At 68.9% G+C, this 19,650-nt stretch carries 19 protein-coding genes; 6 read left to right on the forward strand and 13 right to left on the reverse strand.

Annotation, left to right across the window (positions count from 1 at the left end; genetic code table 11):
* Positions 1–3,105, forward strand: a complete 3,105-nt coding sequence (locus EV655_RS00640; RefSeq protein ID WP_132540235.1) for an efflux RND transporter permease subunit — start codon at positions 1–3, stop codon at positions 3,103–3,105.
* Positions 3,106–3,123: 18 nt separating this feature from the next.
* Here the strand turns inward: EV655_RS00640 and EV655_RS00645 are convergent, their stop codons facing one another.
* From EV655_RS00645 to EV655_RS00660, 4 genes are all read right to left on the reverse strand, one after another.
* Complete coding sequence (locus EV655_RS00645; RefSeq protein ID WP_243644936.1) at positions 3,124–4,155, reverse strand: diguanylate cyclase domain-containing protein; 1,032 nt, start codon at positions 4,153–4,155, stop codon at positions 3,124–3,126.
* On the reverse strand, positions 4,152–4,739 hold the full coding sequence (locus EV655_RS00650) for a heme NO-binding domain-containing protein (RefSeq protein WP_132540238.1): 588 nt from the start codon (positions 4,737–4,739) through the stop codon (positions 4,152–4,154). The genes EV655_RS00645 and EV655_RS00650 overlap by 4 nt, the downstream gene beginning before the upstream one ends.
* Positions 4,740–4,850: 111 nt before the next feature.
* Positions 4,851–6,623, reverse strand: coding sequence for a DUF4153 domain-containing protein (locus tag EV655_RS00655; RefSeq protein WP_165905225.1), 1,773 nt, complete (start codon positions 6,621–6,623; stop codon positions 4,851–4,853).
* A 126-nt stretch (positions 6,624–6,749) separates the two neighbouring features.
* Positions 6,750–8,153 (reverse strand): diguanylate cyclase, encoded by a 1,404-nt coding sequence (locus tag EV655_RS00660; RefSeq protein ID WP_132540244.1) that lies wholly within the window; start codon positions 8,151–8,153, stop codon positions 6,750–6,752.
* A gap of 111 nt (positions 8,154–8,264) precedes the next feature.
* Here EV655_RS00660 and EV655_RS00665 point away from each other — a divergent pair, with 111 nt between their 5' ends.
* Positions 8,265–8,540, forward strand: coding sequence for a DUF3572 domain-containing protein (locus EV655_RS00665; protein WP_132540247.1), 276 nt, complete (start codon positions 8,265–8,267; stop codon positions 8,538–8,540).
* Between the two features lie 48 nt (positions 8,541–8,588).
* Complete coding sequence (locus EV655_RS00670) at positions 8,589–9,296, forward strand: HAD family hydrolase (RefSeq protein ID WP_132540250.1); 708 nt, start codon at positions 8,589–8,591, stop codon at positions 9,294–9,296.
* A gap of 198 nt (positions 9,297–9,494) precedes the next feature.
* Here the strand turns inward: EV655_RS00670 and EV655_RS00675 are convergent, their stop codons facing one another.
* From EV655_RS00675 to EV655_RS00690, 4 genes are all read right to left on the reverse strand, one after another.
* Positions 9,495–10,016: a periplasmic heavy metal sensor gene (locus EV655_RS00675; protein WP_132540253.1), complete on the reverse strand. Its 522-nt coding sequence runs from the start codon at positions 10,014–10,016 to the stop codon at positions 9,495–9,497.
* Positions 10,017–10,018: 2 nt separating this feature from the next.
* A complete protein-coding gene (locus tag EV655_RS00680) occupies positions 10,019–10,375 on the reverse strand; it encodes a hypothetical protein (RefSeq protein WP_132540256.1) in 357 nt (118 codons plus the stop codon).
* A gap of 7 nt (positions 10,376–10,382) precedes the next feature.
* On the reverse strand, positions 10,383–10,967 hold the full coding sequence (locus EV655_RS00685; protein WP_132540259.1) for an RNA polymerase sigma factor: 585 nt from the start codon (positions 10,965–10,967) through the stop codon (positions 10,383–10,385).
* A gap of 73 nt (positions 10,968–11,040) precedes the next feature.
* Positions 11,041–11,856 (reverse strand): EF-hand domain-containing protein, encoded by an 816-nt coding sequence (locus tag EV655_RS00690; RefSeq protein ID WP_132540262.1) that lies wholly within the window; start codon positions 11,854–11,856, stop codon positions 11,041–11,043.
* A 205-nt stretch (positions 11,857–12,061) separates the two neighbouring features.
* Here EV655_RS00690 and EV655_RS00695 point away from each other — a divergent pair, with 205 nt between their 5' ends.
* Positions 12,062–12,460 (forward strand): DUF983 domain-containing protein, encoded by a 399-nt coding sequence (locus EV655_RS00695; protein WP_132540265.1) that lies wholly within the window; start codon positions 12,062–12,064, stop codon positions 12,458–12,460.
* Entirely contained in the window at positions 12,421–13,128 is a 708-nt protein-coding gene (locus EV655_RS00700; protein ID WP_132540268.1) for an NUDIX hydrolase, read from the forward strand. Before EV655_RS00695 ends, EV655_RS00700 begins: the two co-directional genes overlap by 40 nt.
* 41 nt (positions 13,129–13,169) lie before the next feature.
* Here the strand turns inward: EV655_RS00700 and pgeF are convergent, their stop codons facing one another.
* The 3 genes from pgeF to lgt are packed head-to-tail and all read right to left on the reverse strand — an operon-like array spanning position 13,170 to position 15,876.
* On the reverse strand, positions 13,170–13,925 hold the full coding sequence (gene pgeF, locus EV655_RS00705) for a peptidoglycan editing factor PgeF (RefSeq protein ID WP_132540271.1): 756 nt from the start codon (positions 13,923–13,925) through the stop codon (positions 13,170–13,172).
* Positions 13,922–14,992 (reverse strand): class I SAM-dependent methyltransferase, encoded by a 1,071-nt coding sequence (locus EV655_RS00710; RefSeq protein WP_132540274.1) that lies wholly within the window; start codon positions 14,990–14,992, stop codon positions 13,922–13,924. The genes pgeF and EV655_RS00710 overlap by 4 nt, the downstream gene beginning before the upstream one ends.
* The gene (gene lgt / locus EV655_RS00715) at positions 14,989–15,876 is read right to left on the reverse strand and encodes a prolipoprotein diacylglyceryl transferase (RefSeq protein WP_132540277.1); all 888 of its coding nucleotides are present in this window, start codon (positions 15,874–15,876) and stop codon (positions 14,989–14,991) included. Before lgt ends, EV655_RS00710 begins: the two co-directional genes overlap by 4 nt.
* Positions 15,877–15,974: 98 nt before the next feature.
* On the opposite strand from lgt, the gene EV655_RS00720 reads away from it, so the two are divergent.
* Complete coding sequence (locus EV655_RS00720) at positions 15,975–16,217, forward strand: accessory factor UbiK family protein (protein ID WP_132540280.1); 243 nt, start codon at positions 15,975–15,977, stop codon at positions 16,215–16,217.
* Positions 16,218–16,354: 137 nt separating this feature from the next.
* On the opposite strand, the gene EV655_RS00725 is transcribed toward EV655_RS00720, so the two are convergent.
* Entirely contained in the window at positions 16,355–18,100 is a 1,746-nt protein-coding gene (locus EV655_RS00725) for a sugar phosphorylase (RefSeq protein WP_132540283.1), read from the reverse strand.
* Positions 18,101–18,232: 132 nt separating this feature from the next.
* Positions 18,233–19,531, reverse strand: a complete 1,299-nt coding sequence (locus tag EV655_RS00730) for a glycerate kinase type-2 family protein (protein ID WP_243644937.1) — start codon at positions 19,529–19,531, stop codon at positions 18,233–18,235.
* Positions 19,532–19,650 lie beyond the last annotated feature (119 nt).

Here is a 19,650-nt window from a genome sequence, read left to right on the forward strand (position 1 = left end):
ATGGCCCGCTTCTTCATCGACCGTCCGGTGTTCGCCTGGGTCATCTCGATCCTGATCATGGGGGTCGGCCTGCTGTCGATCTTCAGCCTGCCGATCGCGCAATACCCGCAGATCGCGCCGCCCTCGGTCAGCGTGAACGCCTCTTATCCCGGCGCCTCCGCCGAGACGGTGGCCAACACCGTCACCCAGGTGATCGAGCAGCAGATGACCGGCCTGGACGGGCTGCGCTATATCTCGTCCTCGTCTACTTCGGCGGGCCAGGCCTCGATCACACTGACCTTCGAGACCGGCACCGACCCCGACATCGCCCAGGTCCAGGTCCAGAACAAGCTGGCACAGGCCACGCCGCTGCTGCCCGAAACCGTGCAGCGCCAGGGGGTCAGCGTGCGCAAGTCCTCGGCCGGTTTCCTTATGGTGATCGCGCTGATCTCGACCGACGGCTCGCTCGAACAGGTGGACCTGTCGGACTACATGGTTTCGAACCTCGTGGACGCGTTCTCGCGGATCGAGGGTGTGGGCGAGGTGCAGGTCTTCGGCTCGCAATACGCGATGCGGATCTGGCTCGACCCGGCGCAACTGGCTGCCTTCGAACTGACCCCGTCCGACGTGGTGGCGGCCGTTTCGGCCGAGAACGCGCAGATCTCTGCCGGCTCCTTCGGCTCGCTGCCCGCCCCCGAGGGCCAGCAACTGAACGCCACGATCACGGCGCAATCCCTTCTGACGAGCCCGCAGGATTTCGAGCAGATCGTGCTGCGCGCGGAAACCGATGGCGGGCTTGTGCTGCTCAAGGACGTGGCCCGGGTCGAGATCGGCGCGGAAAGCTATGACGCGATCGCGCGGCGCAACGGCCAGCCCGCGGCGGGCATGGCGATCCGGCTGGCGCCGGGCGCCAACGCGCTGGACACCGCCCGGCTGGTCAAGGCCAAGATTGCGGAATTCGCCGAGTTCTTCCCAGAGAACGTCGACTACGTGATCCCCTACGACACCACGCCCTTCGTCGAGATCTCGATCAAGGAAGTGGTCAAGACGCTGTTCGAGGCGATCCTTCTGGTCTTCCTCGTGATGCTGCTGTTCCTGCAGAACATCCGCGCGACGCTGATCCCGACACTCGCCGTTCCCGTCGTCCTGCTGGGCACGTTCGGCATCCTCGCGGCCTTCGGCTTCTCGATCAACACGCTGACGATGCTGGCCATGGTGCTGGCGATCGGCCTGCTGGTCGACGACGCGATCGTGGTGGTCGAGAACGTCGAGCGGATCATCGAGGAAGAGGGGCTTTCTCCGCGCGAGGCGACGCGGAAATCCATGGGCCAGATCACCGGCGCGCTGGTCGGCATCGCGCTCGTGCTGTCGGCGGTGTTCGTGCCGATGGCCTTCTTCCCCGGCTCGACCGGCGTGATCTATCAGCAATTCTCGATCACCATCGTCTCGGCCATGGCTCTGTCGGTGCTGGTGGCGCTGACGCTGACGCCGGCGCTGTGCGCGTCGATCCTGCGCTCGAAGGACGTGGTTCACACCCATCGCGGGCCGTTCGGCTGGTTCAACATCGCCTTCGAAAAGCTGACGGGCGGCTATGCGGGATCGGTCGGCTGGATCGTGCGCCGGCCGCTGCGCGTCGGACTGATCTACGTGATGCTGGCCATCACGATGGGCTGGCTCTTCGTCAAGACGCCCACAGGATTCCTGCCCGAAGAGGACCAGGGCCTGCTCTTCACCCTGATCCAGGCGCCCACGGGCGCGACCGCCGAACGCACACAGGCAGTGGCCGACCAGGTGAAGGACTTCTACCTGAACGCCGAGACCGGGAACGTGAACTCGGTGTTCACGGTCGTGGGCTTCAGCTTTGCGGGCCGGGGCCAGAACATGGGGCTCGGCTTCGTCCAGTTGAAGGATTGGGACGAGCGCGCGCGGCCGGACCAGAGCGTGCAGGCGATCGCCGGCCGGGCCTTCGGCGCGTTCAGCCAGATCCAGGACGCGATGGTGTTCCCCGTCGTGCCGCCCTCGGTGATCGAGCTGGGCAACGTCTCGGGCTTCGACTTCTACCTGCAGGCGCGCGCGGGCCAGAGCCATGAGGAATTGCTGGCCGCGCGCAACCAGTTGCTGGGAATGGCCTCGCAAAACCCGATGATCGGCTCGATCCGGCCGAACGGGTTGCAGGATGCGGCACAGTTCAACCTGGATATCGACTGGCGCGCGGCGGGCGCGATGGGGCTGTCGGCGACCGATGTCGGGCAGTTGCTGTCGATTGCCTGGGCGGGACGGTACGTGAACGATTTCATCGACCGTGGACGGATCAAGCGGGTCTACGTCCAGGGTGCACCCGACGCCCGCGCGACGCCCGAGGACATCGAGATGTGGCGCGTCCGCAATGCCTCGGGCGGGCTGGTGCCGTTCTCGAACTTCGCCACGGCAAACTGGCAGTTCGGGCCGCAGGGGCTGACCCGCTACAACGGCGTGCCCGCGATGCAATTGCAGGGCAGCCCCGCGCCAGGCGTCACCACCGGCGAGGCGATGTCCGAGATCGAGCGGCTGGCAGGCCAGTTGCCGCCGGGCTTCGGCGTGGCCTGGACCGGGCTGTCGCTTGAGGAACGGGAATCGGGCAGTCAGGCGCCGCTGCTTTACGCGCTGTCGCTGGCGGCGGTGTTTCTCTGCCTTGCCGCGCTTTACGAAAGCTGGGCGATTCCCTTTGCGGTCATGCTGGCCATGCCCATCGGGGTGCTGGGGGCGCTGCTGGGCGCGTGGCTGGGGCAGTTCGAGAACGGGGTATTCTTCCAGGTGGCGCTGCTGACCGTGATCGGCCTGACCGGCAAGAACGCGATCCTGATCGTCGAATTCGCCCGCGACCGGCAGGAGGCGGGAGAGGATCTGTTCACCGCCGTCCGCGAAGCCGCGCGGCAGCGGTTCCGGCCGATCATCATGACGTCGATGGCGTTCACGCTGGGGGTGCTGCCGCTGGTGCTGAGTTCGGGCGCGGGCTCGGGCGGACGTACGGCGATCGGCTCGGGCGTGCTTGGCGGCACGCTCAGCGCGACGATCCTGGGCGTTCTGTTCGTGCCGCTGTTCTATGTGGCGATCCGCAAGCTGGCGGGCGGCCGGATGGCCCGGTGATCACCGGACAAACGGGCGCTATCGTCCGGGCGGACAGCCTGACATCGTCGTATCCGTGAAGAAGGACACACAGCCACGGCCACGGCGCTTGGCGTCGTAAAGCGCGACATCCGCTTCGTGGAACAGGCGCACCGGGTCGGAACGGTCGTTCCGCGTCGAGATTGCCACGCCGATGCTGGCCGAGATGCGGCACTCCGTGCCATGCGCGAGGATCGGCCGTTCCAGCCACTCGATCAGCCGCTCACCAATCCGCCGCAGCTGGGCCGGGTCGACGATATCGGCCATGAGGATCACGAACTCGTCGCCACCGAACCGCGCGACAAGGTCCTGGGTGCGCGATTGCGACCGCAGAATCCCGGCGGTCTCGACCAGCACCGCGTCGCCCGTGACATGGCCATGGGTGTCGTTGACCTGCTTGAAGAAATCCAGGTCGATATGCGCCAGCGAAAAGGGCCGCCCCTGCGCGAGGAATTGTTCCAGCGTGGCGTCCAGTCGGCGGCGGTTGGCAAGCCCGGTCAGGGTATCGGTCGCCGCCTCGGTCTCGGCCGAGACGCGGGCGCCGTTAAGCCGCTGGGCGAGGCGCCGCAGCTCTCCCGCGACGGCGGACTTGGCCTCGGTCAGGTACAGCAGTTCGGCCGCAAGTTCGGTCGGGGCGAAGTCCCGAAGCGTCAGGTCGAACCGGCCCACCGCCTCGATCAGCGAGATCCCCATCGAGACGTTGAGAAGCGCGCCGCCCGCGCCGGACAGGCCAACGACCATCCCCTTGAGCGGCAGCGACGGCGCGGCAGCGAGCGATAGCTTCAGCGGCACCCCCGCCAGAGCGAGAAGCCCGGCCATGTCGTCCGCACCGCGTGGGCGACGCAGCGTCACGACATCTGCAAACGGGCGCCCGATCAGGTCGGGCCCGGCCAGCCGCGCAAGCGTAGGCCCCGTGCTGCAGATGCACCCGCACGCGTCGATGCAAAGATGCATCGGCATAAGCTGGCCAAGTGCCAGGGGATCGAACCCGATGGCCTGATCCTCAAGCCTGGTATCGCGCGCCATGTTCATGGGCACCCGGCCACCAGCGAGAAACTGCGCCCCGAATGGAACGTGGCGTCAAGCAGGCTGACGGTCAGCGTCGCACCGTCGCGTCGACGGTCGGTCACGTCGAGCAGCGCCAGCGCGCCGTAATCGTCGGCCATTGCCCGAAGCATGCCCTGGAGGACGAATTCCGCCCCCGGCCAGCCGCCGCGACACTGGATCAGGAACCCCTTCTCCCCGTCCTCGGCGAGTTCCAATTCAGGCATCTCGAGATCGGGAACGGCAAGCCTGGTGCGATCAGGCAGATCCTCGAGTGAGAAAAGAAACTCCAGGAAGGTCTCGCCGCCGAACCGCAACAGCCGGCGCAACGCCTCGTGATCGGAGTGCGAGACGAGATAGGTTCCGAGATCCTCAAGCAGCATCTCGCGCGTCAGGCCCACATGCGCCACCGCGGCGTGGAGAACCGCGTCGGTCAGTGAATCCTCATAGGTCAGCATGGCCTCGAATCCGCCGGGTTCCACCCCGGCGACCCGCGCCACATGCGTCCAGCATTTCCCTCCATAAGTATCGACCAGGAAACACTGAATCGCGCGGTTCAAAAGACCGTGCATAAATGAACTCCGGCAACGGTGTCCTCGTTAACGCGGCCAGATTGCGCAGAAGGAATTAAGAAAATGCAAAATCCGACGGGGAAGCGACGCCTTCCGGTCCGGGAACGACCCTCAGCGGCCGAAAAACAGGCTCCGCCCCTCGACCTCGATCGCGTTCAGCCGCTGCGGCGCAAGGCTGTAGTCGCCTGCGATCAGCGCGTCGATCGCGTCATCCGCGGCACGCCAGAAATCCGTGCCCGCCAGGAATTCGGGGCTGCGCATGGCAAATCCCTCATCCTCGCGGAAATAGGCCCGGACCAGCAGTGCACCGGCCGGGTTGTGGGCGACGATCAGCACCTCGTCGCCCGGCCGGGGTTCCGAGAAATCCGCCAGAACCGCAACACAACCGGGATTGCCGCCCGCGGTACGGTAGTCGCAGGCCCGGCCGATCTGCTGCAGTTCCCACAACCGCAGGCTGGACAGAAGCCCCCCGGGCAACGCCCGGCCCTCGGGCCGTACCGGCAGGCGGGCGGCAAGGTCGGCGGCCAGTTGCGCGACATCGTCGCCCTCGCCCGACCGGTCGAAGGCATAGCGGCTGTCGGCCAGCGCAAGCGCCGCCAGCCGTTCGGCCAGGCGCGCGGCCTCCGGGTGGTCGCCTAAAGCGGCGAGCCGCCCGATCCCGTCCTGTCCGGCCCTGCCCCAGTCCCGCCCGATCGCCCAGAGATCAAGCGCATCGGCCGCCGTGCGGCCATGTTCGAACCGGGCAATCTGGTTGGCCACCGACAGCCGCTGCGGGTCAAGCACCGGCGTGAAGAACGCTGCGATCAGCAGCATCGCCGCCCCCGCCATCGCCACGTTGGCCCGCCGGATGCGCCCGCCCCAGCCCGCGCCCCGCAGAACCGCCAGCGCATAGGCCGCCCCATACCCCATCGCAAGCGCCGCAAGCGCCGCGGCGATCACCCGGTCGGGGCTGAGACCGTATTGCGAAATGCGCATCCAGACCGCGAACCCCGCCAGCAAGGCAAGCGCCGGCAACAAGAGCGCCAGCAGCCGGCAGCACCAGTCGGTCAGCCCGCCCGGCACCCGCCGATCCTCGTCCGCGTCAAGCCCGGTCGAGACCAGCGTCGCCGCGCCGAACGCCATCGCCAGCAGGATGCCCGCCGCCGACAACGTGCCGAACAGGTTCGACAACCCGCGGAACGGCAGCGCCGCAAGGAAGATCGACACCACCACAAGCACCACCGGCAGCAACAGGCGCAACAGCCGGAGTACGAGATCGGGCGAGACATAGTCCGACAGCTCGCCCACCACCGCAAGCGCAAGCCCCAGCGTCACCCCGCTCAGCAGGTAGGGCGCCGCATCCTGGTCGAGCAGCCGCTCGATCACGTCGATGCCGACAAGTTCCAGAAGCGCGTTGGACAGAAACAGCACGCCCCAGACAAGGCCGACGAAAAGCCAGGCCGCGGCAAGGCGGACCACGATCATCCAGGACTGGGTAAACAGCACCCGGTAGTCGCCGATCCGCGTGTCCCGGCCAAGCCCGGCCGCCAGGAAGGGCAGCGCAAGGAACAGCAGGACCGCGAAACCGGCCCCGGGATGGCCGGTGCCCAGGAACGCGGAAACCGCGGCGAAGCGGAAGCTTGCCCAGACCATCAGCCCCGAGAGCGGCAGCGCGGCAAGCACCCCGGCTATCAGCGCGCGGGCAAGCGGCAGGGGGCCGGTCAGCGCAAGCGCCGCTGGGAAGAAGGCCGCCCCGAGGCTGGTCAGGAACAGGTGGCCGCGCGGCGCCGACCCCATCCGGTCGGGCAGCACGTCAAGCAGGAGCCAGGCCGCCAGCCCGGCAAGAAATCCCAACACGCCCAGGGTGATCCGCCCCGACAGGGGCGCCGCCTGTGTCTCGCCCATCGCCCGCCTCCGCCTTGCCTCTGGCGTGACCATAGCCCCGCCCGGCCGGGCGGACCAGTGGCCGGGCGAGCCGATCCCGGGGACAGGGGCGCCACGCAAAGCATCCGCAGACGCCCGATCCCGCGGTCAGGCCGCCGTGCGGCTGATCTCGACGGTGTTGCGTCCCGATGCCTTGGCGCCGTAAAGGGCGCGATCTGCCTGTTCCATCAGACGCTTGACCTCGGCTTCGAGATCGGCGTCCTCCGATGCCGGCGCCCGGTCGCTGCCGAAGGCAACGCCGATGCTGATCGTGACCCCGATCTCGCCTGCCCCATCGGGCAGCACCACCGGGCGCGCCCCGATCTCGGTGCGCAGCCGCTCGGCCGTGGCGCAGGCAAGCTCGAACTCGGTCTCGGGCAGGGCCACCATGAATTCCTCGCCGCCGATCCGTGCCACCAGGTCGACCGGGCGCAGGTTTTCCTTGAGCCGACGCGCCACCTCGACCAGCACAGTATCACCCGCGGCATGGCCATGACGGTCGTTCACCCGCTTGAACCGGTCGATGTCGAGCAGCATCACCGCATAGCCGCGCCCGGTCCCGGCCGCACGCTCGGCGATCCGCGCAAGATGGGGTAGCGCGTAGCGACGGTTGAAGAGCCCGGTCAGAGGGTCGATCAGGGCCAGCCGCAGCCCGTCCTCAAGCGTGGCGCGCAGCCGGTCGGCCTGCTGCTTGCGGCGCAACTGGCTGCGGATCCGGATCGCCAGTTCCTGCGGATCGGCCGGTGCCGACACGAGGTCGTTTGCCCCGAGGTCAAGCGCCATCGCCGCGGTCTCGCGGGCGGTCTCGGGCACCACGACCAAAACGGCGGAATGGCGGGTTTTCGCGTTCGCGCGCAGTTCCGACACCAGGCGCAATCCCGCGCCCTCGGGGGCAAGCCGCGAGTCGATCACGAAGACATCGGGCGTAAGCATGTCCTCGGGCGGGGTCAGCGCCTCGGCCCGGGTGATGGTCGACAGCGCATCCGACAAAAGCGGCGCAAGCGCGGCCCGCCAACTGCGTCCGGTGCGGGGGTCCGCAGAGATCAACGCCACCCGGCCCTGCGGCGCAAATCCCTCGGCCGCCTCGGCAAAGCCGAGCGCACGATGGGTGCCGTTGCGCAAGGCAAGCTCTTCGGCGGTCTCCCGTGCCCGCAGCAGGTTGCGCACCCGCGCCAGCAGGATCATCTCGTCCAGCGGTTTCGACAGGAACTCGTCCGCCCCGGCCTCGAGCGCGCGCATCTTCGCCTCGGTCGAGCGCGCCCCGGTCACCACAATCAGCGGGATGGCGGCGGTTTCGGGATGAGCCTTCAGGCGGCGGCAGAGCTCGGTCCCGTCCATGTCGGGAAGGGTCATGTCCAGCAGGATCAGGTCCGGCCGGTCCCTCCGCGCCGTCGCCAACGCCACGGTGCCATCGCTGGCCTGCAACACCTCGTAGTGCGCCTCGCTCAGCCGGACCTTCATTACGATTCGGTTGGTGGCGACATCGTCGACTATCAGGATTCGCCGGGACATCGGCGCCTCTCCCCTGCCTTGGATCGTGAACTTTTTACCCGTTTTTTCGAGGTTCAGTCTTGGGCAGTAAGTGTTAACAAACCCTTTAACCAACCACGGGAGAAAGCAGGGATGCGAGAATCCGCCGACGTCGTGGCGCTGCGCGCGCTGGCCTGGCTCGTGGGCAATGACGACCTGCTGCCGGTCTTCCTCGGCGCCACCGGCGCAGGAGAACGCGATCTGCGCGAGCGCGCGGGGGATCCGGACTTCCTGGCCTCGGTTCTGGACTTCCTGTTGATGGATGATGCCTGGGTGATCGCCTTCTGCGACGCCGCCGGCCTGAAGGGCGAGGCGGTGATGCGGGCGCGGGCTGCGCTGCCGGGCGGCGCCGATCCGCACTGGACCTGACGGTGCGGGACATCGGGACAACATCAGGCGAACGGAAAAGGGGCAGTCATGGCACGCATCACCGCAATCCTGTTCGACAAGGACGGCACGCTCTTCGATTTCCACACCAGTTGGGGGGACTGGGCCACACGACTCCTCGAAGGGCTCGCCGGGAACGACGGGGCGCGCCACGGGGCGCTGGCCGAAGCGATCGGCTTTGACCGGGCTGCCCGGCGATTCCGGCGCGACAGCGTGGTGATCGCCTCGACCGCCGAGGACATCGCCATGCGCATGCTGCCGCACCTGCCGCCGGACACCGACCTGCCGCGGCTTGTTGCGACGCTGAACGCGGCGGCGGCGGCCGCGCCGATGCAGCCCGCGGTGCCGCTTCAACCCCTGCTGGAGGCGCTGGCGGCGCGCGGGCTTGCCCTCGGGGTGGCCACCAACGACGCCGAACACCCGGCCCGCGCCCATCTCGTGGCGGCGGGAATCGCCGACCGGTTCGACTTCGTCGCGGGATATGACAGCGGGCACGGCGCCAAGCCCGACCCCGGCCAGTTGCTCGCCTTCGCAGTGGCAACCGGGCGGGCGCCGGCAGAGGTGCTGATGGTCGGCGACAGCCGGCACGATCTGAGCGCCGGACGCCGGGCAGGAATGGCGACGGTCGCGGTGCTGACCGGTGCCGCCACGGCTGAAGAGCTTGCCGATCTCGCCGATGCCGTCCTGCCGAATATCGGGCACCTGCCGGACTTCCTCGACCGGCTGGCGCCGGGATAGCCAGGGCCCGGCACGGCGCCCATGCCTGTGGACATTGGCCGCCAACATGACCAGGCGCGTCCTTTCGGACTTCTTCTTGGCGGAAGTACTCCGGGGGGTCGCGGGGGGCAGCGCCCCCCGCGCGGGTCGCCTTGCAAGGCAAGGCGAAACCCGAAGGACCTCCCCACGCATACAGCCGGTCTCCGCCCGGGGGCGCGTTCAGGGCCGCCCGGTGCCGCGCTCCCCATCGCCGCCCCGCGGCGGGCCGCGGCGCAGCACGCGCTCCAGCCGGTCGGCAAAGGCGGCTCGGTCCGCGCCGCTCATCGCGCCGACGCGATCCAGCGTAAGGCTTTGCACCAGTGCCGCCTGGTCCTGCACGCGGGCCTGCTGGGCCTGCACCACCGCAACGACCCGCGCGTGTTCATAGGGCTCGGCCCGGAGCGCCGCCAGCAGGTCGCGGAACCCCTGCCGTACCGCCGCCCGGTTCTCGCGCAGCCGCGGCGCCTCGGCCTTCAATGCGGCGCGCAGGGCCGCGCGGTCCGTATCGGCCAACGCCCGGCCATAGGGCCCGTACTCCCCGGGGGCGAAGGCCGTCCGCGGCGGATGGTCACGCCCCTTGTTCAGCACCGCGCCACCCACGACCCCAAGGATCAGGACATTCAGCGCAAGGCTTGCCACCAGTGCCACGCGCACCCAGGTCCGGGTGCGGGGCGGCACGGCGGTGTTGTCGGTCCCGGCCATCTTCAGCCCTCCGTCAGATATGCATCAAGGCTTGGCACCATGTCGCTCACGTCATAGCCGCCGCCCAGCATCGCCGCGGTCACCGCGTCGAGCCCGCCGGGCGCGGCATAGCCGATCCAGACCCCGACCATGCCGGCCGTGACCAGCCCGCCCATCGCCGGCCAACCGCCCAGCACGGCCACCAGCCCGGCCAGCCCGCCCCGCCGCCGCGGTGCGGCCACCAGCGCCGGGGCGGGCGCGCCACGCGCCTCGGCCTCGGCCATTGCGTCGCCCATCACCCGGGCCAGCAGCGCCGCCGAAGGTTCGGCACGCCGCGCCCGGCCCGCCGTGAACAGCGCCTCGAGTTCCGTATCGCTCATCCGCCGGTCAGACATCCTCGAACCCCAATTCGCTGCGGCGCCCGGCCAGTGCGGCCGAAAGCGCCCTCTTGCCCCGGGCGGTCAGGCTTTCGACCGCCTCGGTGCCAATTTCCATGATCCCCGCGATCTCGGGGTTCGACAGCCCCTCGAGATGGCGCAGGATGACCGCCTGCCGCTGCCGCTCGGGCAGGGCCGCAAGCGCGGTATCCAGCGCCTCGGCCCGGTCCGCCGCGATCAGCCGCGCCTCGGCGCCGGGCGCCTCGTCCACGGGCTCGGGCACCTCGTCCAGACCCGCGCCACGGCGGCGCCGCAGCCGGTCGGTGCAAAGGTTCGTGACGACCCGGTAAAGCCATGTCGTCACCTTCGCCTCGCCAGCCCGCCACTCGGGCGCGATGCGCCAGAGCCGCAGCATCGCCTCCTGCGCCACGTCCTCGGCCTCGGCCGCGTCGCGCAGAAGCCGTGCGGCATAGCCCAGAACCCGGGGCGTCAGCCGCAGTGTCAGGACGCGCGCGGCATGCGCACTCCCCTGGCCATAGGCCACAAGCAAATCCTCGTCGGACCCCTCGTTCTCGGCATCGAAAGGCATCGCCATCCTTCCTTCGGCCTATCCGCCCCCGCCCGACACGGCAATGGCGGCGGGGACGCACCCGCCGCCTGCCCGCGCCTCAGCGGTTGCCCCGCATTGCCCCGAACCGGCCGCCGAACTTCTCGATGGCGGCGTCGAACTCTTCCTTGCTGATCGTACCGTCGCCATCGGCATCGACCCGGTCGAACATCATCTGCGGGCCGGGACGGCTGGCCATTTCCTCGGCGCTCAGCTTGCCGTCGCCATCGGCGTCCAGCATTTCGACAAGGCCCTGGGCGCGGGCCGCGCGATCCTCATCACTCAGGGTCGGATCCCCGAAGCCGCCATAGCCCATCGGCCCCGTGCCCTCCATGCCGCCGAACATGCCGTAACCGCCGCCACGCATACCCTGCCCCATGCCCTGACCGGCGCCCATGCCATAGCCCGGCGCCATGCCATAGCCTTGGCCCATCCCATGGCGGGAACCCATCCCCTGACCGCCCCACTGGCCCTGCATGCCTTTGGCCCCCATGCGGTCGCAATCACGCCCGCCCCGATCGCGGCCCCGTCCGTCACGGTCGCCACGGCCGCGTGCCTCGGCCATGTTGCGACGCCCCGCAGGCCCGAGATTCTGCGCCTCCTCGGCCGAAACCGCACCATCGCCATCGGTGTCGAGTTCCGCGAACCGGGCGCGCGACCGGGCGGTGAATTCCTCGAGGCTGATCGCGCCGTCATTGTCGGCATCAAGCCGGTCGAACAGTGCCGCCCCGCGACCCGTAAGGCCCGCGCCAGCCGCCTGCCCCGCCGCCTGACCGGCCCCGGCATCCTGCGCCGCCACCGGAAGCGCAGTGCCCAGCATCGCGGCCGCGCCGATCGCCAGTGCCGCCATCGAAACGAACCCTCTGTTGCGTGCCATTCTTCGTTCTCCTTTTCCGTCGGTTGTCGTGCGGCCTAGGGGCGGTTCCGCCCGCCGTCAGACCCTGTTACGGACGGGCACGGAACTTCCGTCGCAAATATCCTGCAGCCTTTGCGACATCCCGCCGCAAGGACAGTGCGTCGTCTTTCAACGATTGGCGGATTTACTAGCTTGAACTCGCACGCGACGCCGGAGGCGTGCCCACATGACGACGATTGACCACGCGATGATCGACCTGCACCCGAGGCCCCTCGGCACAGCCCTCTTGCGCGGCTGGTGCAAGCGCTGCCCCAATTGCGGGGCAGGCCCGATGATGTCGGGCTATCTCTCGGTGCGCGAGCATTGCCCCGTCTGCATGGAGGAACTGCACCACCACCATTCCGATGACGGGCCGGTCTATCTGACCGTACTGATCGTCGCTTTCATCGCGGCGCCGCTGATGTTCTGGGCCCATCTGGCCCTGCGGCCCGATCCCCTGGTGCTGACCTCGGTTTTCACCATTGGCTGCATCGCCACAGCACTGTACCTTCTGCCCAGACTGAAAGGGGTGATGGTGGCGTTGCAATGGGCCAAGAGGATGCACGGCTTCGGGGACAGGGGATAGCGGATCCGCCGATCCGGGACGCGGCGACGGTGATCGTCCTGCGCGACGCGCAGCGTGCCCCGAAGGTTCTGATGGGTCAGCGCGGCGCGACCGCGGCGTTCATGCCGAACAAGTTCGTCTTTCCCGGCGGCGCGGTCGACCCGGTCGATGCCACTGTGCCGCTGGCCTGCCCGCTGGGGCCCGACTGTGACGCGCGGCTCAGGGCCGAGGCCGATGCCGCCCTTGCCCCCGCCCTTGTCGCCGCAGGAATCCGCGAATTGTGGGAGGAAACAGGCCTGATCCTCGGCCGTCCCGGCGCCTGGGAGGCGCCCGCGCCGAAGGGCTGGCGCGGATTCGCCGCAACCGGGCACCTGCCCACCGCCGAAGGGCTGCATTTCATCTTTCGCGCGATCACGCCGCCGGGCCGCCCGCGCCGGTTCGACGCGCGATTCTTCCTGATCGAGGCCGAGGCCATCGCCAACGATCTTGACGATTTCTCGCGGGCCGAGGACGAACTTGGCCTGCTGCAATGGATTCCCCTGCCAGATGTGCGCGGCTTCAACCTGCCCTTCATCACCGAGGTGGTGCTGGCCGAGGTGTCGGGCCTGCTGAAATCCGGCCTGTCGCCCGCCAGCGTGCCCTTCTTCGACAATCGCGGCCCCCGGTCAGAGTTCCAGCGGCTGCACTGACGGCGTCAGCAGGGTACGAACGTTCCGGCGGGCGCCCCCGGCTAAAGCCGGATCGCCGAGATCAGCCGCCCGTAGTCGGCCTCGCCCGCATGGACCGAGCGGCGGTAGGAAAAGAACCGCTCGGCATCGGAATAGGTGCAATGCCGCGTCCAGAGCGCCTGGCCGACCCCCGCGGCACGCAGCCGGAACAGGCTGAAGGCCGGCAGATCGAACTGCACCCGGTCGCCCTGCCCCCCGGCGAAGAATCGCGCGTTGTCCGGATCATCCGCCAGAAAGGCGTCAAGGAACTCGGGCCCGACCTCGTAGGCGCGCTGGCTGATCGTGGGGCCGATCACCGCGACGGTATCGGCACGCCGCGCGCCGAGCCGCTCCATCGCGATCAGCGTCGCCTCGAGCACGCCGTCGAGCGCGCCACGCCAGCCCGCATGGGCCGCGCCGATCACTCCCGCCGTGCGGTCGGCGAACAGCACCGGCTGGCAGTCTGCCGTCAGCACCGCCACCGCGAGGCCGGGAACGGCGGTCACCAGCGCGTCGGCGCATGGCCGCTCGGCCAGCGGCCCTTCGACCACGGCGACATCGGCGGAATGGACCTGGTGCGCGGTCATCAGGTGGTCGGGGGCAACGCCCAGCGCCCCCGCGACCCGGCCCCGGTTGATCGCAACCACCTCGGACAGATCGGACGACCCGCCGCCGCAGTTGAGCCCGCTGAAGATGCCGGAAGACGCCCCGCCCCGCCGGGTAAAGAACCCGTGCCGCAGGGGGGAGAGCGCGTCGGAGGTGAGAATCTCCAGCGTCATCGGTCGAATCCTGGCGTGGGCGAACTGCCCTGTCCTGTCAGCGCGAGCGTCTTGAAGAGCGTTCCCATTTCCTGCGGGTGGGTCAAGCGGCGATGTGCGGCAATATGCGACTCTCGCGCCGCCCCCGAGAGGCGGCGCGCGAGCGCCTCGGCTCTGGGCGTGATCCCCAGCCGTTCCAGGAAAACGCCCTGGGGCATCATCGGGCTGGCCGCAACGCCGGCGGCATCGGCGGCACGGACCAGCGCCTCGAAATCGACATGGGCGGTCAGGTCGGCGTCCCCCGGATGGGCGAGCGGCGGCTCGGGCACGTGGCCCCGCACCGCCTGCAACGTGTCGCCGAGCGAGCGCCAGCCGCCATAGTCGACGATCAGCGCCGCGCCGCCATGGGTGGCGATCCGCCCTGCGATGGCGGCGATGATGGTGGCGGCGGCCGGGCAGGTCTCGACAATGTCGCCGGGGCGTGTGTCAGCCAGCCGCTGTTCAAGCGCGGCGAGCGGCGCGGGGGCCGAAAGGCCGAAGGTCAGAGCCCCGTCCCGAAGTCCCACCTGCCTCTCGCGCCAGCCGCCCGGATCACGCTGGAACTGGCGGATCGGCAGCGCGTCGAAGAATTCGTTCGCGACCAGCAACAGGGGCCCCGCTGGCAGCGCGTCCACCGTTTCGGCCCAGGTGACGTCATGCCCCGCCAGCGTCTGGCGCTGGCGGGTGCGCAGCGTGGGCGAGGTTTCGACCAGATGCACGCGCGCCGCATCGAGAAAGCCCGGCACGCCCCGCGTGGCCCGCAGCGCATCGGCCATCAGCGTGCCGCGGCCCGGCCCCAGTTCGGCCAGCGTGAACGGCGCCGGCGCGCCGTGGTCAAGCCAGACCTGCGCAAGCCACAGGCCGATCAGTTCACCGAACATCTGGCTGATCTCGGGCGCGGTGGTGAAATCGCCCGCCACCCCGAACGGATCGCGCGTCGTGTAATAGCCGTGCGCGGGATGCATCAGGCACTCGGCCATGAAATCGGCAACCGTGATCGGGCCAGTGGCGGCAATCCGCCGCGCGAGGACGTCGGCCAGCGGCGTCATGGGTGCCTGCGCGACAGCGCCAGCAGGATCAGTCCCAGCGCCACCATCGGCAACGACAGAAGCTGGCCCATCGTGATCCCGACCCCGCCGCCGTGCAGAACGTAACCCATCGGGTTGTCGGGCGACATGAACTGCGGATCGGCCTGGCGGAAGAATTCGACCGTGAACCGTGCCAGACCGTAGCCCATGAAGAACACCCCCGCCACCCGGCCGGGACGTTTCAGCGCGCCACGCGCCAGCACCAGCCACAGCAGCAGCGCGCCCAGAACCAGTCCTTCGAGCCCCGCTTCGTAAAGCTGCGAGGGGTGGCGCGCGCAAGGGACGGCGTCCCAGCCCGGGCAGTCCTGCGCGCGCAGACCGGGAAAGACGACAGCCCAGGGCAGGTCCGAGGGCCGGCCCCAAAGCTCGGCATTGATGAAGTTGGCGATCCGCCCGAAGAACAGCCCCGGCGGAGTCGCCAGTGCCAGCGCATCCGCCGCCGACAGAAGCGGCACGCCATGCTTCCACGAAAACAGCGTGATCGCCGCGGCGACGCCCAGCAGCCCGCCATGGAACGCCATGCCGCCCTGCCAGAGCATCGGAATCTCCAGCGGATGGGCGAGGTAGTAGCCGGGCTGGTAGAACAGCACGAAGCCCAGCCGCCCGCCGAGGATGATCCCGAGGATGATCCAGGTCAGCAGCTCGTCCACCTGTTCGGCCGTCATCGGCGCGCGGCCGGCGGGCCAGAGCGCGGGGCGGCGCATGGCGGTCACCACGATCCGCCAGCCGATCAGGATGCCCGCGATATAGGCCAGCGCGTACCAGCGCAGCGCAAAGTCCATGCCGAAGAGCGAGATCGAGAAGATCTCGTTCGAGATGTCGGGAAATGTCAGAACGCCCTGCATGCCTCGCCTCTCTTGGCCGGGTGCGCGGCGAAGTCAACCTTGAGCTTGACCCGCCCCCGCGCCATATAGGGGTCGAATGTAAATCCCAGGGGGCCCCGATGCAGACCCGGAACAAGTTTCTCGACGACATGTCGAAGCTGATGACCAACGCGATGGGCGTAGCCCAGGGCGCCAAGGACGAGGCCGAGACGGCAATGAAAAGCATGATCGACCGCTGGCTCGCCGACCGCGATTTCGTCACGCGTGAAGAATTCGACGCGGTGCGCGCGATGGCGCAGAAGGCGCGTGAGGAGAACGAGGCCCTGAAGGCCCGGATCGAGGCGATGGAAGCGCGCCGCTGACAGCGGGCCAAGGCGACGCGCCGTGAACGCGCGGGGCATGGGATCGGGCATCGGGAACAACGCGTCGCCGTGGCGGCGCGTTTTCGTTGCCGGGTCCGCGTCAGAGGAACGGTTCGGTCCGTGACGCTGCGATTTGCTCAGCCCCGGTTCGAGATCCAGCGGCACTGGTAGGGCGCAAACGGTATCCCGGTGCCGGTGGGCGAGATCGTCTCGCCCGACAACAGGTCCACCCAGGTCTCGCCGCCGATCAGGTTGATCGACAGGGGCGAAACCGACAGGTCATCGGCGCTGACATTGTGCAGCGCGAAGATCGACTGATCCCGGTCGGGACTCTGACGCCACAGCCCAAAGAGACGATGGTCGAGATGCAGCGTGAACTGCGTGGCGTTGGGGTGAAAGGCGGGCTGGGCGCAGCGGATCGCGATCCGCCGCTTCATCTGGCGCAGCACCTGCGCCTGCGGGCTGGCCGGGTCGTCGAGCAGGGCGAGAAGTGTCGGATAATCCCAGCGGTGGCGGTTGATCGCGCGCTTGACCCCGGTCTTGCCGACCCCCGCATGATCGTTGGGCGTCGCCAGCAGCGCATGGATATAGAAGGCGGGCACGCCTTCCAGCGCCATCACGATGCTCTGCGAGCAGAGGAAGCGGTCGATCTGGTGGTCATCCTCGCCGGCAAAGGTGCCCTTCATCGCGTCGAACCAGGTGATGTTCAACTCGTAGGGCGCCTCGCCCCCGCCGCCGAGCGTCCGCATCGAGACCTCGCCTCCGAAGGCGCGGACGGCAGCGATGATCTGGCCGATCTCGCCATCGGGCAACAGCCCCTCGACGGGCCGCATGCCGATCCCGTCATGCGACGCGGTGAAGTTCAGGTAGGTGCAGCCAAGCTGGGCGGGCGGCATCGTCGTCTGCCAGCGATGCAGGTGCTCGGCCGTACCAGACAGCAACGCGTGCAGGATCAGTGGCGGCAGCGAGAAGTTGTAGACGGCATGCGCCTCGTTCCGGTTGCCGAAATAGGAGAGGTTCTCGACATTGGGCACGTTGGTCTCGGTCAGCAGGATGACCGGTTCCACCGCGAAATCGCACAGTACCCGCATCAGTTGCACGATGGCATGGGTCTGCGGCATGTGGATCGAGGGCGTGCCGGGTTCCTTCCACAGGAACGCCACGGCATCCAGCCGCACGATGCGGATTCCGTTGTCGACATGCAGCCGCATGATCCGCAGGAATTCCAGCAACACCTCGGGATTGCGGAAATCGAGATCCACCTGGTCGTGGCTGAAGGTGCACCAGACATGGCGCACCCCGTTCGCCGTCTCGACCTGGCGCAGCAGCGGGCTGGTGCGCGGGCGGACCACGGGCGACAGGTCGTCGTCGGGCGAGGCCTCGAAGAAGAACCGGTCGTAGGGCTCGTGCCCTTGCAGATAGGCGGTGAACCAGGGCGACTGGCTGGAGACGTGGTTCAGCACCAGGTCCGACATCACCATGAAATCCTGCGCGATACGGTTGATATCGGACCACTCGCCGAGGCTGGAATTGACCGTGCGGTAATCGGTGACCGCAAAACCGTCATCCGAGGTGAAGGGGAAGAACGGCAGGATATGGACGGAACTGACCGTCCCCGCGAGGTGGCGCCGGAGAAAGTCGTTCAGCAGGTCAAGCGGCTTGTGCTGGCCGTCGACGATGCTGTTGCCATAGGTGATGACCATCGCATCCTGCGGGGACCAGAGCCGGTTGGTCGGCATGCGGGCGCGGCGGCGCAGATGGCTGCCTCCGGGCCAGAACGCCGCCACGATGCCGCTGACAAGATCATCGCGGTCGTGGTCGGGATAGAGGCGGCCGACCAGATCGGCCAGCTTCATGCGCAGGGTCTGCGGTGGGTCGGTCATGGCACCTTGGCAGTTCGCTCACCGCCCAGACTTGCGCGCGGCGCGTGAGGGCGCAAGGCCGGGCGGCGTGGAATCGCACGGGGCCAAGGCCGGGTGCACAGGATTTGGGCGCCCAGCGCCCCGCACGCGCGATCAGCGCGGCGGCAGGATCAGGATCGCCCGGAAATCGTTGACATTGGTCAGCGTCGGGCCGGGGATCACCTGATCGCCCAAGGCGGCAAAGAAGCCGTGGCTGTCATTGGCGGCCAACGCGGCGTCCGCCACGCACCCCGCGGCATGTGCCCGGGCCAGCGTGCCGGGGCCGATCACCGCGCCCGCAACCTCGGCCGCACCGTCCACCCCGTCGGTATCACAGGCGATGGCGTGGATGCCGGGCGCAGCGTTCAGCGCCACGGCAAGCGCCAGCGCGTATTCCGCGTTCGGCCCGCCCACGCCGTCGCCCCGGCGTGTCACAGTACATTCGCCGCCCGACAGCAGAACAAGCGGCGCGTCGCCCCGGGCCATGGCCGCCTGACGGTCCAGCGCAAGCCGGGCATGATCGGCCGCCAGATCGCGCGCCTCGCCCTCCAGCGCATCACCCAGGATCTCGACCCGGCAGCCGGCGGCCCGCGCGATCCCGGCGGCCGCCTCCAGCGATTGCGACGGCGCCGCGATCACCCGGTTCTCGACCCGCGCAAGCCGCGGATCGTCCGGGGCCAGCACGCCGGTCTTGCCCGCCAGAACGCGGGCGACCGCGGCGGGCGGCTCGATCCGCCAGCGCGCGAGGATCGCGCTGGCATCGGCGGGTGTCGTCCGGTCGCCGACCGTGGGCCCCGAGGCGATGAACGCCGGATCGTCGCCCGGCACGTCCGAGATCATCAGTGCCAGCATCCTTGCCGGGAAGGCCGCGGCGGCAAGCTGTCCGCCCTTGACCCGGCTCAGGTGCTTTCTCAGCGTGTTCATCTGCCCGATCGGCGCGCCCGAGGCCAGCAGGTCGGCGTTCACCTTCTGCTTCTCGGCGAGGCTGATCTCGCCCGCGGGCTGGATCAGCAGGGCCGAGCCCCCCCCCGAAATCAGGGCGAGCACGAAATCGTCCTCGCCAAGCCCCTCCAGCAACGCCAGCATCCGCGCGGTGGCGCGGGCGCCGGATTCGTCCGGCACCGGGTGCGCGGCCTCGACGATCTCGACGCCTTGCGTCGGGCGTGCATAGCCATAGCGGGTGATCACCAGCCCCTCACAGGGGCCCCAGGCGCTTTCCACCGCCTCGGCCATCCGCGCCGACGCCTTGCCCGCGCCCAGCACCACCACCCGCCCCGCGGGCCTCGGCGGCAATGCGGCGGGCACTGCGCGCATCGGATCCGCTGCCGCAACGCCGACATCGAAGAGGCAGCGCAGAAACGCCTCAGGGGCATCACTGGGCGAGGGAACGGGATGGGCGGCCGTCTCGGTCACGGGATCGCATGCTCTTGCTTCGGTTGTTCCGTCTTAGCGTTCCGGCCGAAGTCTGCCTAGGGTTCGCGCCCGGCCGGATACGACGGCAGGGACCGCGCCTTACAGAAGACGCGAACCTT

This window comes from Rhodovulum euryhalinum (assembly GCF_004342445.1).
Taxonomy (GTDB): domain Bacteria; phylum Pseudomonadota; class Alphaproteobacteria; order Rhodobacterales; family Rhodobacteraceae; genus Rhodovulum; species Rhodovulum euryhalinum.

Bases quoted from the DNA above. Each gene is read 5' to 3' on its own strand.
- EV655_RS00695 (WP_132540265.1), top strand. From the start codon at position 12,062: ATGACGACGATTGACCACGCGATGATCGACCTGCACCCGAGGCCCCTC.
- pgeF (WP_132540271.1), bottom strand. From the start codon at position 13,925: ATGACGCTGGAGATTCTCACCTCCGACGCGCTCTCCCCCCTGCGGCAC.
- EV655_RS00640 (WP_132540235.1), top strand. From the start codon at position 1: ATGGCCCGCTTCTTCATCGACCGTCCGGTGTTCGCCTGGGTCATCTCG.
- EV655_RS00665 (WP_132540247.1), top strand. From the start codon at position 8,265: ATGCGAGAATCCGCCGACGTCGTGGCGCTGCGCGCGCTGGCCTGGCTC.
- EV655_RS00680 (WP_132540256.1), bottom strand. From the start codon at position 10,375: ATGAGCGATACGGAACTCGAGGCGCTGTTCACGGCGGGCCGGGCGCGG.
- EV655_RS00670 (WP_132540250.1), top strand. From the start codon at position 8,589: ATGGCACGCATCACCGCAATCCTGTTCGACAAGGACGGCACGCTCTTC.
- EV655_RS00655 (WP_165905225.1), bottom strand. From the start codon at position 6,623: ATGGGCGAGACACAGGCGGCGCCCCTGTCGGGGCGGATCACCCTGGGC.
- EV655_RS00660 (WP_132540244.1), bottom strand. From the start codon at position 8,153: ATGTCCCGGCGAATCCTGATAGTCGACGATGTCGCCACCAACCGAATC.
- EV655_RS00720 (WP_132540280.1), top strand. From the start codon at position 15,975: ATGCAGACCCGGAACAAGTTTCTCGACGACATGTCGAAGCTGATGACC.
- EV655_RS00650 (WP_132540238.1), bottom strand. From the start codon at position 4,739: ATGCACGGTCTTTTGAACCGCGCGATTCAGTGTTTCCTGGTCGATACT.
- EV655_RS00690 (WP_132540262.1), bottom strand. From the start codon at position 11,856: ATGGCACGCAACAGAGGGTTCGTTTCGATGGCGGCACTGGCGATCGGC.
- EV655_RS00675 (WP_132540253.1), bottom strand. From the start codon at position 10,016: ATGGCCGGGACCGACAACACCGCCGTGCCGCCCCGCACCCGGACCTGG.
- EV655_RS00710 (WP_132540274.1), bottom strand. From the start codon at position 14,992: ATGACGCCGCTGGCCGACGTCCTCGCGCGGCGGATTGCCGCCACTGGC.
- EV655_RS00700 (WP_132540268.1), top strand. From the start codon at position 12,421: ATGGGCCAAGAGGATGCACGGCTTCGGGGACAGGGGATAGCGGATCCG.
- EV655_RS00685 (WP_132540259.1), bottom strand. From the start codon at position 10,967: ATGGCGATGCCTTTCGATGCCGAGAACGAGGGGTCCGACGAGGATTTG.
- lgt (WP_132540277.1), bottom strand. From the start codon at position 15,876: ATGCAGGGCGTTCTGACATTTCCCGACATCTCGAACGAGATCTTCTCG.
- EV655_RS00725 (WP_132540283.1), bottom strand. From the start codon at position 18,100: ATGACCGACCCACCGCAGACCCTGCGCATGAAGCTGGCCGATCTGGTC.
- EV655_RS00645 (WP_243644936.1), bottom strand. From the start codon at position 4,155: ATGAACATGGCGCGCGATACCAGGCTTGAGGATCAGGCCATCGGGTTC.